Consider the following 15,040-nt stretch of genomic DNA (forward strand, 5'->3'; position numbering starts at 1 on the left):
GGGCGCGATCAGCCGGGGAAATTTTCGGGAATCTTGGCCTTGCTGCGGGCTTCAGCGGGGCTGATGATGTTGCGGCGCACCAGATCGGTGAGGTTCTGGTCCAGCGTCTGCATGCCCAGGCTGTTGCCGGTCTGGATGGTGGAATACATCTGCGCCACCTTGGACTCGCGGATCAGGTTGCGGATGGCGCTGGTGCCCAGCATGATTTCGTGCGCGGCCACCCGGCCCGAGCCGTCCTTGAGCTTGCACAGCGTCTGCGAGATCACCGCCTGCAACGATTCGGACAGCATGGAGCGCACCATTTCCTTTTCTTCGGCGGGGAACACGTCGATGATCCGGTCGATGGTCTTGGCGGCGCTGGATGTGTGCAGCGTGCCAAACACCAGGTGGCCGGTTTCGGCGGCGGTCATGGCCAGGCGGATGGTTTCCAGGTCGCGCATTTCGCCCACCAAAATGGCGTCGGGGTCTTCGCGCAGCGCGGATTTGAGGGCTGCCGCGAACGACAGCGTCATGGGCCCCACTTCGCGCTGGTTGATCAGGCACTTCTTGGATTCGTGCACGAACTCGATCGGGTCTTCCACCGTGAGGATGTGGCCGTATTCGGTTTCGTTCAGATAATTCACCATGGCCGCCAGCGTGGTGGACTTGCCCGAGCCCGTGGGGCCGGTCACCAGCACCAGGCCGCGCGGTTTGAGGGCCAGGTCGCCGAAGATCTTGGGGGCGTTGAGCTGTTCCAGCGTGAGGATCTTGCTTGGAATGGTGCGGAACACGGCGGCCGCGCCGCGGTTCTGGTTGAAGGCGTTGACGCGAAAGCGCGCCAGGCCTTCGATCTCAAACGAGAAGTCCACCTCCAGAAACTCTTCATACGTCTTGCGCTGCGAGTCGCTCATGATGTCGTACACCATGGCGTGCACCGTCTTGTGGTCCAGCGCATCCACATTGATGCGCCGCACATCGCCGTGGACCCGGATCATGGGCGGCAACCCGGAGGACAAGTGCAGGTCGGAAGCTTTGTTCTTCACGCTGAATGCGAGCAACTGGGTAATGTCCACGGGTTCCCTCTCTCTTTTGATACGCTTGTTGTTCATTATGACCACGATTGATAACAACCTCCAAAAGGTTCGGACCCGCATCGCGCAGGCCTGCGTGGCTGCCGGCCGGGACCCTGCCAGTGTCTCGCTGCTGGCCGTTTCCAAAACTTTTGGCGCTGATGCGGTGGTGCAGGCCGCTGCGGCGGGCCAGCGGGCGTTTGGTGAAAACTACGTCCAGGAAGGCGTGGACAAGATCGCCGCAGTGGGCCGGGCGTTCGATCCCGCGCTGCAGTGGCATTGCATTGGCCCCATCCAGAGCAACAAGACGCGCCTGGTGGCCGAGCACTTTGACTGGGCGCACACGGTGGACCGGCTCAAGACCGCCGAGCGCCTGTCGGCCCAGCGCCCCGACCACCTGCCGCCCCTGCAAATATGTATCCAGGTGAACATCGACGGCGGCCCCACCAAGTCGGGCGTGGCGCCGGCGGACGCGCTGGCGCTGGTGCGCGCTGTGGCAAAACTGCCACGCCTGCGGATGCGCGGGCTGATGAGCATCCCCGACCATGCTCCTGATTTCGAAGCGCAACTGGCAATCCACCAAAGCGCGAGAGCACTTTTTGACCAGATATCGGCCTTGGGCGAGCCCGGGCTCGAAGGCTTTGACACTTTGTCCATGGGCATGACCGCCGACCTGGAGGCCGCCATCCACGCGGGCAGCACCCTGGTGCGCGTGGGCACCGGCATCTTTGGCGGCCGGACTTACCCGGCGCCCTGATGGAGTGCCAGAAAGCAGCGCCGCTGGCCTGGAAAGTGCGGTAGGGCGCTTTTATAGTGGCCCGTGCTAAGCTGATTTAGCGCACTTTCTGGCGTGCCGCCCAAGGGGCGGTGTGCAGCCTTACAACCCGTCAACGGAGACCTCTCATGCCCGGACTGCTGCCCGATATCGACCCCGATGGCCTGCTCGAATTCTCGGTGGTCTACACCGACCGCGCGCTCAACCACATGTCCCAGCGTTTCACGGGCGTGATGAAGGACATCCTGGCTGTGCTCAAAGAGGTGTACCACGCCCACACCGCCGTGATCGTGCCCGGCAGCGGCACCTTCGGCATGGAGGCCGTGGCGCGCCAGTTCGCCAACCAGCAAAAAGTGCTGATCGTGCGCAACGGCTGGTTCAGCTACCGCTGGAGCCAGATTTTCGATGCAGACAAAGGCCTGGGCGGCGGCGCCGTGGTCTGCAAGGCGCGCCAGCAGGGCAGCGGCCCGCAGGCGCCCTGGGCGCCGGCGCCGGCTGACGAGGTGGCAGCCGCCATCCGCGCCGAGAAGCCCAAGGTGGTGTTCGCGCCCCATGTGGAAACGGCCAGCGGCATCATCTTGAGCGACGACTACATCCGCACGCTGACGGCCGCCGCCCACGAGGTGGGCGCGCTCTTCGTGCTCGACTGCGTGGCCTCGGGCGCGGTGTGGGTGGACATGCAGGCCACGGGTGTGGACGTGCTGATTTCCGCCCCGCAAAAGGGCTGGAGCGGCTCGCCTTGCTGCGCCATGGTGATGCTCAGCGAGCGCGCACGCCAGGCGATTGACGGCACCACAAGCAGCAGCTTCTCGTGCGACCTCAAGAAGTGGATGCAGATCGCCGAGGGCTACGAAAAAGGCCAGCACGCCTACCACACCACCCTGCCTACCGATGCGCTGGTGCACCTGCGCGACGTGATGGCTGAGGCCCGCGCCTACGGTTTTGCCAAGGTGCGTGACGAGCAAATCGCCCTGGGCGCTGCGGTGCGCGCGCTGCTCGAATCGCGCGGTTTCCCCAGCGTGGCGGCCGAGGGCTTCAAGGCGCCCGGCGTGGTGGTGAGCTACACCACCGACCCCGGCATCCAGAGCGGCAAGAAGTTTGCGCAGGTGGGGTTGCAGACCGCCGCTGGCGTGCCGCTGCAATGCGACGAAGGGCTCGACTTCAAGACCTTCCGCATCGGCCTCTTTGGCCTGGACAAATGGCACAACGTGGAGCGCACCGTGGGCCATCTGTCCGGGGCGCTGGACCAGATTGCGGCTGCGGTCTAGTGCCGGCACCTGCGCGCCGGCCCTGTGGCAAGGCTGGTGCCGCAGTCATGCTCTTGGGCTTGCATGGACATGAAAAAAAGCGCCGCCCCGGCCTCTGACTCCGCCGTCCTTGGCTTGCGGCGAGCCAAGCGGCAAGCCCTCGCGCTGTTGCTGCTGGTGACGGCGGTGTTCGTGGCCACCAGCATGGTCGAGCGTGGTTTGCTGCTTGACTGTGTGAAAGCCATGGCCGAGGCCGCCATGGTCGGCGCCCTGGCCGACTGGTTTGCGGTGGTGGCGCTGTTTCGCCGGCCACTGGGGCTGCCTATTGCGCACACGGCGGTCATCCCCCGCAACAAGGACCGCATTGGTGTGAATCTGGCCGCCTTTGTGCGCGACCGGTTTCTCGACCCACCATCGCTGGTGGCGCTGCTGCGGCGCCACGACCCCGCCCTGCGGCTGGCCCAATGGCTGGGTGCTGCCGACAACGCCCGCCTTCTGGGGCAGCAGGCGGCGCGGCTGCTCAGCGCCGCCCTCGACACCGTGCAGGATGCGCAGGTAGAGCGCTTCATCCGCAAGGCCGCGCGCACCCTGATTGGGCGGGTGGATCTGTCGGGCGCCCTGGCCACGGTGCTGGGGGCGCTCACCCACAACGGGCGCCACCAGGCGCTGCTCGACGATGCATTGGGCCGGCTGATCATGGTGTTGCAACAGGAGGGCACGCGCCACCTGATTGCCACCACCATCGTGCAGTGGCTCAAGAAAGAGCATCCGCTCAAGGAAAAAATGCTGCCCACCGACTGGCTGGGCGACAAGGGCTCGGCCATGATCGCCAACGCACTCGAAGCCCTGCTGGCCGACGTGGCGCAGAACCCGCAGCACCAGTTGCGCGAACAGTTCGACGCCGCCGTGCAGCGCCTGGTGCAGCGGCTGCAGACCGATCCGGACTGGGCGCGCAAGGGCGAGGAGATCCGGCGCTACCTGCAGACCAACGCCACCCTGGGCCGCTATGTGCAGGACTTGTGGCAAGGCATGCGCGCGGCCTTGCAGCGCGACCTGGCCGATGAGCGCTCGGCCGTGGCGCGCAACGTGCATGCCATGGGCGCGTGGCTGGGCCGCTCGCTGGCGGGCGATGCGGCGCTGCGCCAGTCGCTCAATATGCGGCTGGAAGGCTGGGTGCAGGGACTGGCGCCCGATGTGGCGCAGTTTGCCGCGCAGCACATACAGGACACGGTGCAGCGCTGGGATGCGCAGGAGCTGTCGCAGCTCATCGAGTTGAATATTGGCAAGGATCTGCAGTACATCCGCGTGAATGGCACTTTGGTCGGCGGCTTGGTGGGGCTGGTGTTGTACCTGGTTTCGCACGCGGGGGATATTGGGCGGGCGGTGATGTCCGGCTGAGCTTGCGGTGGTTTTTGCGGGTGTGCTGGTGTTTGTGCTGAGATCGTTCTGAGGGCCGAGACCTGGCCTCCGGCCCCAACAAAGTACCGCGCGAACTATGAAAACAATAGCTGCTAGCGCAATACCAGAAAGCGCTAGAGCCAAAAATCACCCAGAAACCCGCTCCAGCAGCATCGCATCCCCATAACTAAAAAACCGGTACTGCTGCGCAATCGCATGCCGGTACAGCCCCATCACATGGGCGTAGCCCGCAAACGCGCTCACCAGCATCATCAGCGTGCTCTTGGGCAGGTGAAAGTTGGTGATCAGCACATCCACCACCTGAAACCCAAAGCCCGGCGTGATGAAGATGTTGGTGTCGCCCGTGGCCTGGCCCGTGCGCGCCCAGGATTCGAGCGTGCGCACCGTCGTCGTGCCCACGGCCACCACGCGGCCGCCGCGCTGGCGGCAGCGCTCCAGCGCGGCCAGCGTGGCCAGGGGCACTTCGTACCACTCGCTGTGCATCTGGTGCTCGGCCAGGTTTTCGGTCTTGCAGGGCTGGAAGGTGCCCGCGCCCACATGCAGCGTGACGCTGGCGCGCTCGATGCCGCGCGCGGCCAGCTCGGCCAGCACGCCTTCGTCAAAGTGCAGCGCGGCGGTGGGCGCGGCCACGGCGCCGGGGTTGCGGGCAAACACGGTCTGGTAGCGCTGGCTGTCCTCGGCCTCGTCCTTGGCGCTCTGGGGGTCGTGGTCGGTGTTTTGCTGGCGCTCGATGTAGGGCGGCAGCGGCAGGTGGCCGTGGCGGTCCATCAGCTCCCAGGGCGACTCGCCCGCCGGGGCGTGCAGCGCAAAGCGGAACAGCGGGCCGTCCTCGGTAGGCCAGCGGCCCAGCAGCTGCGCGTCAAAGCCGCCCGCCTTGCGGCCACCGGCCATGTGCACCACGCTGCCGGGCAGGGGCTTCTTGCTGACCTTCATGTGGGCCACGACTTCGTTGCCCGGGTTACCCGACTCGGCGGGCAGCACGCGCTCGATCAGCAGCTCCAGCTTGCCGCCGCTGGCCTTCTCGCCAAAGATGCGCGCCTTGACCACGCGCGTGTCGTTGAAGATGAGCAGATCGCCCTCGCGCAGCAGGCCCGGCAGCTCGCGGAAGATGCGGTCTACCGGTTGCATCGCTCTGCCGTCCAGCAGGCGCGAGGCGCTGCGCTCGGGCGCGGGGTGCTGGGCAATGAGTTCGGGGGGCAGCGAGAAGTCGAAGTCGCTGAGGGTGAACACGCGGGGAGCGTGGGGCGCGCTGGCTGCGCCGGGGGAAAAATCAGTCATCGTGCTTGAGGGCCGAACGGGCCCGTGCCAAGGTAAAAATTGCGGTAGGCGCGATTGTCCCACGGGGCTGTGCGCCCCCTGGGCGGCTATGGCTGGGTTGTGAAGGCCACGGGCGCGGGCACGCTGTGCACCAGCCGTTGCACATCATCGGCCTGGGCCAGGGTGGTGCCCGGGTGCAGCAAGGCGGCAGCGCCTGCGGCCACGCCCCAGCGCAGCGCTTCGGCAGGCGTATCGCCCCGGTCCAGCGCCCACACCAGCGCTGCCAGAAAGCAGTCGCCCGCGCCCGTGGTGCCGGTGGTGGCGGGCACGTTCAGGGCGGGCGCCTGCCACACGCCCTCGCGCGTGGCCAGCACGGCGCCTTGCTCGCCCACGGACAAAGCCACAATCCCTGCGGCGCCGCTGTGCACCAGCGACTGGGCGGCCTGGCACCAGTCGGCCGCCTGGGCCAGCGGCTGCTGCATCGCCTCCCGCAGTTCGCGCAGACTGGGTTTGACCAGCGCCACACCCGCCCGCAGCGCGGCGGCCAGCGCCGGGCCCGAGGTGTCGACGACCACGCGCACGCCCCGGGCCGTGAGGGCCCGTGCCAGCCGGGCGTAAAAGTCATCGGGCACGCCGGGCGGCAGGCTGCCGCTGGCAATGAGCCAGCGGGGCGGAGTCTGCAGCGCCGTCAGCGCATCCAGGCAGGCCTGCCATTCCGCCGCTTGCAGCGTGGGGCCCGGGAGCACAAAGCGGAATTCTTCGCCCGTGCCGGTTTCCACCACCGAAAAGTTCTCGCGCGTGTCGCCGGCAATCGGCTGTAGTGCCGTGGCCACGCCCTCCTCGGCCAGCAGCTGCTGCACCTGTGCCCCGGCCGCACCACCGGCCAGCGCCCAGGCCTGCACGTCCGCGCCCAGCCGGTGCAGCACCCGCGCCACGTTGATGCCGCCGCCGCCCGCAAAGCGCTGCACCGGGCCGCAGCGCAGCTTGTGGGTGGGGGCCACGCGCTCGGTGGTGGTGGCCAGGTCGAGCGCGGGGTTGGGTGTCAGTGTGAGCAGGGTGGGCATGGGCGGTGACTACCAGACTTTGTCGGTAAAGCCCGACCATAGCTCGTTCAGGTCCGGAAAGCGCCACTTGTCCGGGTCTTCGCGCGCGACGATCTTCTCGGCGCAACCCGGCGCGGCCAGGTTCACCATTTCGGGCGGGATGCGCAGGTCGGACTTGGTCGAGAAAAACACCTTGACCATGGGGGCCGTAAGGGCGGTGGGCGATTGCTCGGTCACCACCCCGATGCGCCCCGACTTCAGCCGCACCAGCGAGCCCACAGGGTAGATGCCGATGCTTTTGACAAACGCCTGGAAGATGCGCGCGTCGAAATGGTCCTGGGTCCACTCGGCCATGCGGCGCAGCGACTCGGCCGGGTCCCAGCCGCGCTTGTAGGGCCGGTCGGAGGTCACGGCGTCGTACACGTCGCAAATCGCCGTCATGCGGGCGATCACGCTGATGCCGTCGCCCTTGAGCTTGTCGGGGTAGCCCGAGCCGTCCACCTTTTCGTGGTGGTGCAGGCAGGCGTCCAGTACCGCGTCAGGCACGTTGCCGCCTTCCTTGAGCATGTGGTAGCCCTCCACCGGGTGGCTGCGCACCACGGTGAACTCCTGGTCGGTGAGCTTGCCTGGCTTGTTGAGCACCGTCTGCGGTATCGCGGCCTTGCCCAGGTCGTGCAGCAGGCCCGCCATGCCGGCCAGTCGCTGCTGGTCTTCCTTGAGCTTGAGCTGCTTGGCCAGGGCCACCATGAGCGCGCACACCGCCACCGAGTGCATGTAGGTGTAGTCGTCGGCCGTCTTCAGCCGCGCCAGGCTGATGAGCGCACCGGGGTTGCGGGTAACGGAGTCGGAGATTTCCTCCACCAGGTTCTGTGCCGTTGCAGAGTCCACCGCGCGGCCCATGCGGGCCTCGCTGAACATCGAGACCATGGCCTCCTTGGACTTCACGCAGATGGCAGCGGCCTTCTGGAGTTCGCTGTGCATGTCGGCCGGTTTGCGGTCCCGCTTGGGCGGCGGGGGCGGCGAGGGCAGCTTGACCTTGATGGGGGGGAGCTCCTCCAGGCGGCTGAAGTCGGTCTCGATCTGCGCATCCACCTCTTCACGCGACAACGACGCGGTGCCTTCCGCCACGTCCAGCCCCTTGTCGGTATCGATCCAGCACTCGTGGATGGAGGTGGCCCGGATGCGGGCGAGGTCCTTCGGGTCCTTCAGGAGAAACTGGGCGCGCCAGAAAGGATGGTCCATCCACGAGCCGCAGAACTCGTGGAGGTACATGCCCAGGGTGAGGTGTTCGATGTGGATGCGCTTGAGCATGAACGTGGCCAGAAAGTGCGCCGTGATGGGACGTAAGCAATGGTAACCATGGTAGCCTTTTTGACATTCCCTCCGCCTGCCCATGCCCACTGCCGCACCCCGCAAATCCACCAAGGCCACGGCATCGCCGGGCGGTGCACCCGCCCCCACAGCCAAAGGTGGTGCCTCGGTGGCGCACAAGGCGCTGCACAAGCTGGGCCTGGTGCGGGATATTGATCTGGCCCTGCACCTGCCCCTGCGCTACGAGGATGAAACCCGCATCACCCCGCTGGCCAACGCGCGCGACGGGCAAATGGTGCAGATCGAAGCCACAGTGACGGCGAGCGAGATTCAGCTGCGCCCGCGCCGACAGTTGCTGGTGCAGGTGGAGGACGACACCGGCAGCTGTGAGCTGCGCTTCTTCAGCTTCTACCCCTCGCACCAGAAGACCCTGGCCGTGGGCGCGCGCCTGCGCATACGGGGTGAGATCAAGGGCGGCTTCTGGGGGCGGCAGATGATGCACCCGGCGTTTCGCGTGGCGGGCGGCGAGCTGCCTGCGGCGCTCACGCCGGTGTACCCCACCACCGCCGGCCTGCCCCAGCCCTATCTGCGCCGGGCCGTGGTGGGCGCACTGGCACGGGTGGACTTGTCAGACACCTTGCCGCCCGGTGCCGAGCCGCCGGTGACCCGGATTTATGGCCAAAATGGCCTCCAGCGCTTATTCAGTCTGCGCGAGGCGCTCACTTTTTTGCACCATCCCACGCCGGATGTGGCGCTGTCCACGCTGGAGGACCACAGCCACCCCGCCTGGCAGCGCCTGAAAGCTGAGGAGCTGCTGGCCCAGCAGCTGTCGCAGCAGCAGTCGCGCCGCGCACGCGACATGCTGCGTGCACCCGTATTGCGCGCCCAAAAAGCCGCCGACGGTGCATTGCCGCTGCATGAGCAACTGCTGGCCGTGCTGCCCTTCAGCCTCACCAGCGCCCAGCGCCGCGTGGGCGAAGAAATTGCCGCCGACCTGGCCCGCCAGGTGCCCATGCACCGGCTGCTGCAGGGCGATGTGGGCTCGGGCAAAACCGTGGTGTCTGCCCTGGCCGCCTGCCTGGCCATGGACGCGGGCTGGCAGTGCGCGCTGATGGCCCCCACCGAAATCCTGGCCGAGCAGCACTTTGCCAAGATGATCGGCTGGCTCGAACCCCTGCTGGCCGCGCGCGGCCGCAAGGTGGCCTGGCTGGTGGGCGGGCAAAAAAAGAAAGACCGCACCGCCATGCTGGCGCTGGTGGCCAGCGGCGAGGCCGCCCTGGTGGTGGGCACCCACGCCGTGATCCAGGAGCAGGTGCAGTTCAAGAACCTGGCGCTGGCCATCATCGACGAGCAGCACCGCTTTGGTGTGGCGCAGCGGCTGGCCTTGCGCAAGAAGCTGGCCGACCACGGGCAAGAGCCGCACATGCTGATGATGAGCGCCACGCCCATCCCGCGCACGCTGGCCATGAGCTACTACGCCGATCTGGATGTGTCCGTCATCGACGAGCTGCCCCCCGGCCGCACCCCCATCGTCACCAAGCTCATTGCCGACAGCCGCAAGGACGAGGTGATCGAACGCATCGGCGCACAGGTGGCGGTCGGGCGGCAGGTGTACTGGGTGTGCCCGCTGATCGAGGAGAGCGAGGCGCTGGACCTCAGTAACGCCACGGCTACCCACGCCGACCTGAGCGAGGCCTTGCCGGGCTGCATGGTCGGTCTGCTCCACTCGCGCATGCCCCCGGCCGATAAGAAGGCCGTGATGGCGCTGTTCACCAGCGGGCAGATGGGCGTGCTGGTGAGTACCACCGTGATCGAGGTGGGCGTGGACGTGCCCAATGCCTCGCTGATGGTCATCGAGCATGCCGAGCGATTTGGCCTCTCGCAGCTGCACCAGCTGCGCGGCCGGGTGGGGCGGGGCGCTGCGGCATCGGCCTGCGTGCTGCTGTATGCCACCAACGACAGCGGCCGCGTGGGCGAAACCGCCAAGGAGCGCCTCAAGGCCATGGCCGAGACCAACGACGGCTTCGAGATCGCCCGGCGCGACCTGGAGATCCGTGGCCCTGGCGAGTTTCTGGGCGCCCGCCAGTCGGGCGACGCGCTGCTGCGGTTTGCCGACCTGGCGACCGACACGCACCTGCTCGAATGGGCGCGCGAACTGGCCCCGCAGATGCTGGACCGCCACCCCGATTTGGCTGCAAAGCACGTGGCGCGCTGGTTGGGTGGAAAATCCGACTATCTCAAGGCCTGAGCCGCACGCAACTGTTGTGCGCCAATGGATTTCGATGAGAGGTGCGGACAGCACGGTAAGTGCCTAGAATTGCTGGATGGACGCACAGCCTCTTTTAATTAGCTTGCACGACGAGTCTGCCGGATACGAGATATCCCCGGAGAGAGTGCCCCTGGTGATCTTGCGAACTTTTGTAAAAGACGTGGAAGATTTCCTTCGGGGAGATGGCGCCGAAGTGGATTTACAGGCGCTGGATGTGGGGGTGGTCAAAGGATCTTTGGCGATCCAGACGGCTCCTGTGTCGTCGCCGGGACTTCTGCGGGATCTGCTGCAGCTTGCGGCCTCTGAGCGTTTGGATGGTCTCGACAAAAAGCGTCGGGAAGTAGTGGAGCGGTGGCAAAAACTCGCGCGAGGGGCGCGCCGCTGCGTGTTTCGAATTGCAGTCCCAGGCAATCCGCAACGGGATATCAGCATCAGCGCTGCTACCGACTTCCATGCGGACGACGCTGACCAGTGGGTCCAGGTTGAGCGCTACCTGCAGGGTGAGATTGTCGAAATGGGCGGACTTAAAAAAGTCAATGCACATATTCGTTTGCCCGATGGCACTTTGATTCCTGTGGAGTCGGATCGTGAGTTCTTCCGCAGCGATACGGTGAATCGCCTCTACAAGGTCGCTATGGCCCGCATCAGTGCGGAGTACAACGTGGTGACCCGAAAGTACCGCAATGCGCGGTTGCTCGGTTTTGAAGAGCACCAGCAGACTTTGGACGAAGCGCAGTTGCGCCGTTTGACGGAGCGAGGTGCGAAGGCCTGGCGAGACGTGCCTAGTGCGAGCGATTGGGTGGACTCCCTGCGGGGAGGTACGGCTTGATCTCGATTCTTCTGGATACGAGTTACTTGATCACGCTGGCAGACCCAGGGCGCGCGCACCACGAAACAGCCAAGCGTTATCTGCGCGAGGCCTTGGCTCAGGGCTGTCCCTTGTACTTGTCTGCCGTGGTCGCGTCAGAGTTTCAAGTGGGACAACCTGTGAGCGATCTTCCTTTGCGCAATTTTCACGTATTGCCCTTCAACATCGATCACGCCATGACCTCCGGTAATTTCATGCGTGTACTGTCGCGTGACACGGGCGACGACCGGGTGGCCGTGAAGGACGACGTCAAATTGCTGGCGCAAATGGTCTGCGAGTCCATCACGCACATCCTTACCGAAGATTCAAACACCCTGGTGAAGTACCTGGCAAGACTCCGCGACCAAGGTCAAGCATCTGCGCAGGCCATTGTCCTGGCGGAAGGCTTTGATGCTGCTTGGTTCAATGGGGGGCAAAAACATCTCCTTGATGAATAGCACTACTGGCAGTTCACCATGACCCTCACCGAACTCAAGTACATCGTTGCGGTGGCCCGTGAGAAGCACTTTGGCCATGCGGCCGATGCCTGCTATGTGTCGCAACCCACGCTGTCGGTCGCCATCAAGAAGCTCGAGGAAGAGCTGGATGTGAAGCTCTTCGAGCGCAGCGCGGGCGAGGTGACGGTGACGCCGCTGGGCGAGGACATCGTGCGCCAGGCGCAAAGCGTGCTGGAGCAGGCGGCGGCCATCAAGGAAATCGCCAAGCGCGGCAAAGACCCGCTGGCCGGGCCTTTGACCCTGGGCGTGATCTACACCATCGGCCCTTATCTGCTGCCCGACCTGGTGCGCCACTCGATCACGCGCACCCCGCAGATGCCGCTGATGCTGCAGGAGAACTTCACCGTCAAGCTGCTGGAGATGCTGCGCACCGGCGAGATCGATTGCGCCATCCTGGCCGAGCCTTTTCCCGACACGGGCCTGGCCATTGCGCCGCTGTATGACGAGCCGTTCATGGCGGCCGTGCCCAGCAAGCACCCGCTGGCCGCGCAAAAATCCATCACGGCGGCCGAACTCAAGAATGAAACCATGCTGCTGCTGGGCGCGGGCCACTGCTTTCGCGACCATGTGCTGGAGGTCTGCCCCGAGTTCGCCCGGTTCTCCAGCAATGCCGAGGGCATCCGCAAGTCGTTCGAAGGCTCGTCGCTGGAGACCATCAAGCACATGGTGGCCGCGGGCATGGGCGTGACGCTGGTGCCGCGCCTGTCGGTGCCGCGCGATGCGCTGCTGACCGTGTCGCGCCGGCGCAAGAGCGACGAAAACTACATCCGTTACCTGCCCATCCGCGAGGAAGACGGCGGCCCGCCGCCCACGCGCCGCGTGGTGCTGGCCTGGCGGCGCAGCTTCACGCGCTATGAAGCCATTGCCGCGCTGCGCAACGCCATCTATGCCTGCGAGCTGCCGGGCGTCACGCGGCTGTCATGACCTGGTGCGACCGTGCCGGCAGAATGCAACAAGGGTTGACCTGGGTTGAATGGCGGTGATGCCGTGCGGGCGTTGTGACCTGCGCTACAGTGAGCGATCTCGCCGCACACCGGCTTGCCGGCACCCGCAGCGCTTGTTCCACCCACCCCTTCCAGGAGAAATGACATGGCCAAAGCTTCCAGCAAAACCAACGCACCGAGCATCAACATCGGCATCAGCGAGAAAGACCGCGCCGCCATCGCCCAGGGCCTGTCGCGCCTGCTGGCCGACACCTACACGCTGTACCTCACCACCCACAACTTCCACTGGAACGTGACGGGCCCCATGTTCAACACGCTGCACACCATGTTCATGACGCAGTACACCGAGCTGTGGAATGCCGTGGACCCCGTGGCCGAGCGCATCCGCTCGCTGGGCCATTTCGCACCGGGCTCCTATGCCCAGTTCGGCCAGTTGACCAGCCTGCCAGACGCCCCTGCCGAGCCGCCCAAGGCCACCGAGATGATCCGCATCCTGGTGCAAGGCCATGAAGCCGTGGCCCGCACCGCGCGCAGCCTGTTCCCCCTGGCCGACAAGGCCAGCGACGAGCCCACGGCCGACCTGCTGACCCAGCGCCTGACGGTGCACGAGCAGGCAGCGTGGATGCTGCGCTCCTTGCTCGAAGACTGACAGAGCCCACGGCGCCGGGTCTGCGTCCGCGGCCTTGGTGCCCGGCCGCGGCCCCACCGGTGCCGTGATCGGAAGAGACAAGCACCATGCCATCTGCCACCCATCCGGGCCCGGGAGTCGAGCTCGAAATCAAGCTGGCTTTGCCCACGCCCGACCCTGCGGGCCTGGCGCGGCAGCTGGCGCGCCTGCCAGCCCTGGCGCGGCACCAGCCCGTGCGCAAGCAGGTGGACAACATCTACTACGACACGCCTGCTCAAGCCCTGCGCGCCCAGCGCATGGCCCTGCGCCTGCGGCGCGTGGGCGGCGATGATGCGCCGCAATGGCTGCAAACCCTCAAGACCAGCGACAGCGGCGATTCGGCACTGAGCCTGCGCGGTGAGTGGGAAGTGCCGGTGCCAGGGCCCGCGTTGGTGCAGGCTGCCCTGCAGGCCGCGCCACCCTGGCACAAAGTGGACCCCGACGGCGCGGTGTTCGCAGCGCTCGCGCCGTGTTTTGCCACGGACTTCGAGCGCACGGCCTGGACCGTGCGCCGGCGCGATGGCAGTGCCATCGAGGTGGCGCTGGACATGGGGCAAATCACCTGCGGGCAGCGCAGCGTGCCGATTTGCGAGCTGGAGCTGGAACTGCTGGCTGGGCCGCCCGCCGCGCTGTTCGATCTGGCGCGGCAGATTGCGCAGCACATCGCCGTGCTGCCGTTGGCGGCCAGCAAGGCGCAGCGTGGCTATGAATTGCGCGACGGCAAGCTGGATGCCCCGCTGCGCGCCTGCCCGCCGAAACTGGGCACCGAGGTTTCGTTGCGCGCCATGGTGCAGCCCGTGCTGGGCGAAATGTTTGCCCAGTTCACCGCCAACCTGAACGCGCTGGTCCATAGCGATGATCCGGAGCTGGTGCACCAGGCACGCGTGGGCTGGCGGCGCTTTCGCGGCGCCTTGCGGCTGTTCAAGCCGGCTGCGCCGGTGCAGCAGATACCCGCGTGGCCGCAGATGCAGCCCATGCTGGTCTTGCTGAGCGAGTTGCGCGACCTGGATGTGGCGTGCACGCAGACGCTGCCCGCGTTGCAAAACGTCTTTGTGGCTGGTGACGCCGGGCGGGCAGAGCGCTGGCATGCGATGGTGCAGGCATTCCAGCAGGCCGCGCTGCAGCAGCGCCAGCGGGTGCGCCGGGCATTGCAGGAGCCGGCGGTGGGCGCCGCTTTGCTGTCCATCACCCTGTGGCTGGATGACCTGGCCCGCCCGCAGACCTGGGGTGCATCGCCGGACCTGCCGGGCAAAACCGTGCGCCACTGGGTGCGCCAGCGCATCACCCGGCTGCATGCGCAGTGGAAAAAGGCGCTGCGCGACAGCACCCATGCCGAAAGCCAGCACCGCGCGCGCATTCTGGCCAAACGCCTGCGCTACAACATCGAAGCCTTGCGCCCGCTTTTGCCTGTGCGCGCACAGCGCTGGCTGCAGCAGGCAACCCAGCTGCAGGCGGGCATCGGCGCATCGCGCGATGTGCTGCAGGCCGGGGTGCTGGCCCAGCAACTGGCGGTGGACCGGGGCATTGTGGAGTTTCTGCGCGGCTTTGCTGCCGGGCAGGCTGGCGTGCCAGCGGTGCCAGCGGTGCCGCCGTTGCAGGGTGGCGTATAAAGCGCCTTTTCCGGGCCAGCCCGCCATTGCGCGCGGGCGGCGCCGCTCGCCGCATTTTGGCCGCCGTCCTTTCTTCGACCGTTC

13 protein-coding genes are annotated in these 15,040 nt (G+C 66.3%); 9 read left to right on the forward strand and 4 right to left on the reverse strand.

Annotated features, from left to right (window positions below; all coding sequences use genetic code 11):
* Positions 1-8: 8 nt before the first annotated feature.
* Positions 9-1,052, reverse strand: a complete 1,044-nt coding sequence (locus tag J8G26_RS14145) for a type IV pilus twitching motility protein PilT (RefSeq protein WP_087748127.1) — start codon at positions 1,050-1,052, stop codon at positions 9-11.
* 37 nt (positions 1,053-1,089) lie between these two features.
* Here J8G26_RS14145 and J8G26_RS14150 point away from each other — a divergent pair, with 37 nt between their 5' ends.
* From J8G26_RS14150 to J8G26_RS14160, 3 genes are all read left to right on the forward strand, one after another.
* Complete coding sequence (locus tag J8G26_RS14150; RefSeq protein ID WP_210569675.1) at positions 1,090-1,806, forward strand: YggS family pyridoxal phosphate-dependent enzyme; 717 nt, start codon at positions 1,090-1,092, stop codon at positions 1,804-1,806.
* Positions 1,807-1,952: 146 nt separating this feature from the next.
* Positions 1,953-3,092 carry an aminotransferase class V-fold PLP-dependent enzyme gene (locus J8G26_RS14155; protein ID WP_210569684.1) on the forward strand — a complete coding sequence of 380 codons (1,140 nt, stop codon included), beginning with the start codon at positions 1,953-1,955 and terminating at the stop codon, positions 3,090-3,092.
* Between the two features lie 69 nt (positions 3,093-3,161).
* Entirely contained in the window at positions 3,162-4,469 is a 1,308-nt protein-coding gene (locus tag J8G26_RS14160) for a DUF445 domain-containing protein (RefSeq protein ID WP_087748128.1), read from the forward strand.
* Between the two features lie 147 nt (positions 4,470-4,616).
* On the opposite strand, the gene queA is transcribed toward J8G26_RS14160, so the two are convergent.
* The 3 genes from queA to J8G26_RS14175 form a co-directional block, all read right to left on the reverse strand.
* Entirely contained in the window at positions 4,617-5,768 is a 1,152-nt protein-coding gene (queA, locus tag J8G26_RS14165) for a tRNA preQ1(34) S-adenosylmethionine ribosyltransferase-isomerase QueA (RefSeq protein ID WP_210569686.1), read from the reverse strand.
* Positions 5,769-5,854: 86 nt separating this feature from the next.
* A complete protein-coding gene (locus J8G26_RS14170) occupies positions 5,855-6,811 on the reverse strand; it encodes a 1-phosphofructokinase family hexose kinase (protein WP_210569688.1) in 957 nt (318 codons plus the stop codon).
* A gap of 9 nt (positions 6,812-6,820) precedes the next feature.
* Positions 6,821-8,101: an HD-GYP domain-containing protein gene (locus J8G26_RS14175; protein ID WP_210569690.1), complete on the reverse strand. Its 1,281-nt coding sequence runs from the start codon at positions 8,099-8,101 to the stop codon at positions 6,821-6,823.
* An 82-nt stretch (positions 8,102-8,183) separates the two neighbouring features.
* On the opposite strand from J8G26_RS14175, the gene recG reads away from it, so the two are divergent.
* The 6 genes from recG to J8G26_RS14205 all read left to right on the forward strand — a co-directional run bounded on the left by recG (position 8,184) and on the right by J8G26_RS14205 (position 14,956).
* Entirely contained in the window at positions 8,184-10,349 is a 2,166-nt protein-coding gene (recG, locus tag J8G26_RS14180) for an ATP-dependent DNA helicase RecG (RefSeq protein ID WP_210569692.1), read from the forward strand.
* A 76-nt stretch (positions 10,350-10,425) separates the two neighbouring features.
* The gene (locus J8G26_RS14185) at positions 10,426-11,199 is read left to right on the forward strand and encodes a hypothetical protein (RefSeq protein ID WP_210569694.1); all 774 of its coding nucleotides are present in this window, start codon (positions 10,426-10,428) and stop codon (positions 11,197-11,199) included.
* A complete protein-coding gene (locus J8G26_RS14190; RefSeq protein ID WP_210569696.1) occupies positions 11,196-11,675 on the forward strand; it encodes a hypothetical protein in 480 nt (159 codons plus the stop codon). The genes J8G26_RS14185 and J8G26_RS14190 overlap by 4 nt, the downstream gene beginning before the upstream one ends.
* A gap of 18 nt (positions 11,676-11,693) precedes the next feature.
* Positions 11,694-12,659, forward strand: coding sequence for a LysR substrate-binding domain-containing protein (locus J8G26_RS14195; RefSeq protein ID WP_087743356.1), 966 nt, complete (start codon positions 11,694-11,696; stop codon positions 12,657-12,659).
* A 165-nt stretch (positions 12,660-12,824) separates the two neighbouring features.
* The gene (locus J8G26_RS14200) at positions 12,825-13,328 is read left to right on the forward strand and encodes a Dps family protein (protein WP_087743358.1); all 504 of its coding nucleotides are present in this window, start codon (positions 12,825-12,827) and stop codon (positions 13,326-13,328) included.
* A gap of 86 nt (positions 13,329-13,414) precedes the next feature.
* Positions 13,415-14,956, forward strand: coding sequence for a CYTH and CHAD domain-containing protein (locus J8G26_RS14205; RefSeq protein ID WP_210569698.1), 1,542 nt, complete (start codon positions 13,415-13,417; stop codon positions 14,954-14,956).
* Positions 14,957-15,040 lie beyond the last annotated feature (84 nt).

The sequence above is a fragment of the Acidovorax sp. JG5 genome, from assembly GCF_017939685.1.
In the GTDB taxonomy this organism is placed as follows: domain Bacteria; phylum Pseudomonadota; class Gammaproteobacteria; order Burkholderiales; family Burkholderiaceae_C; genus Acidovorax.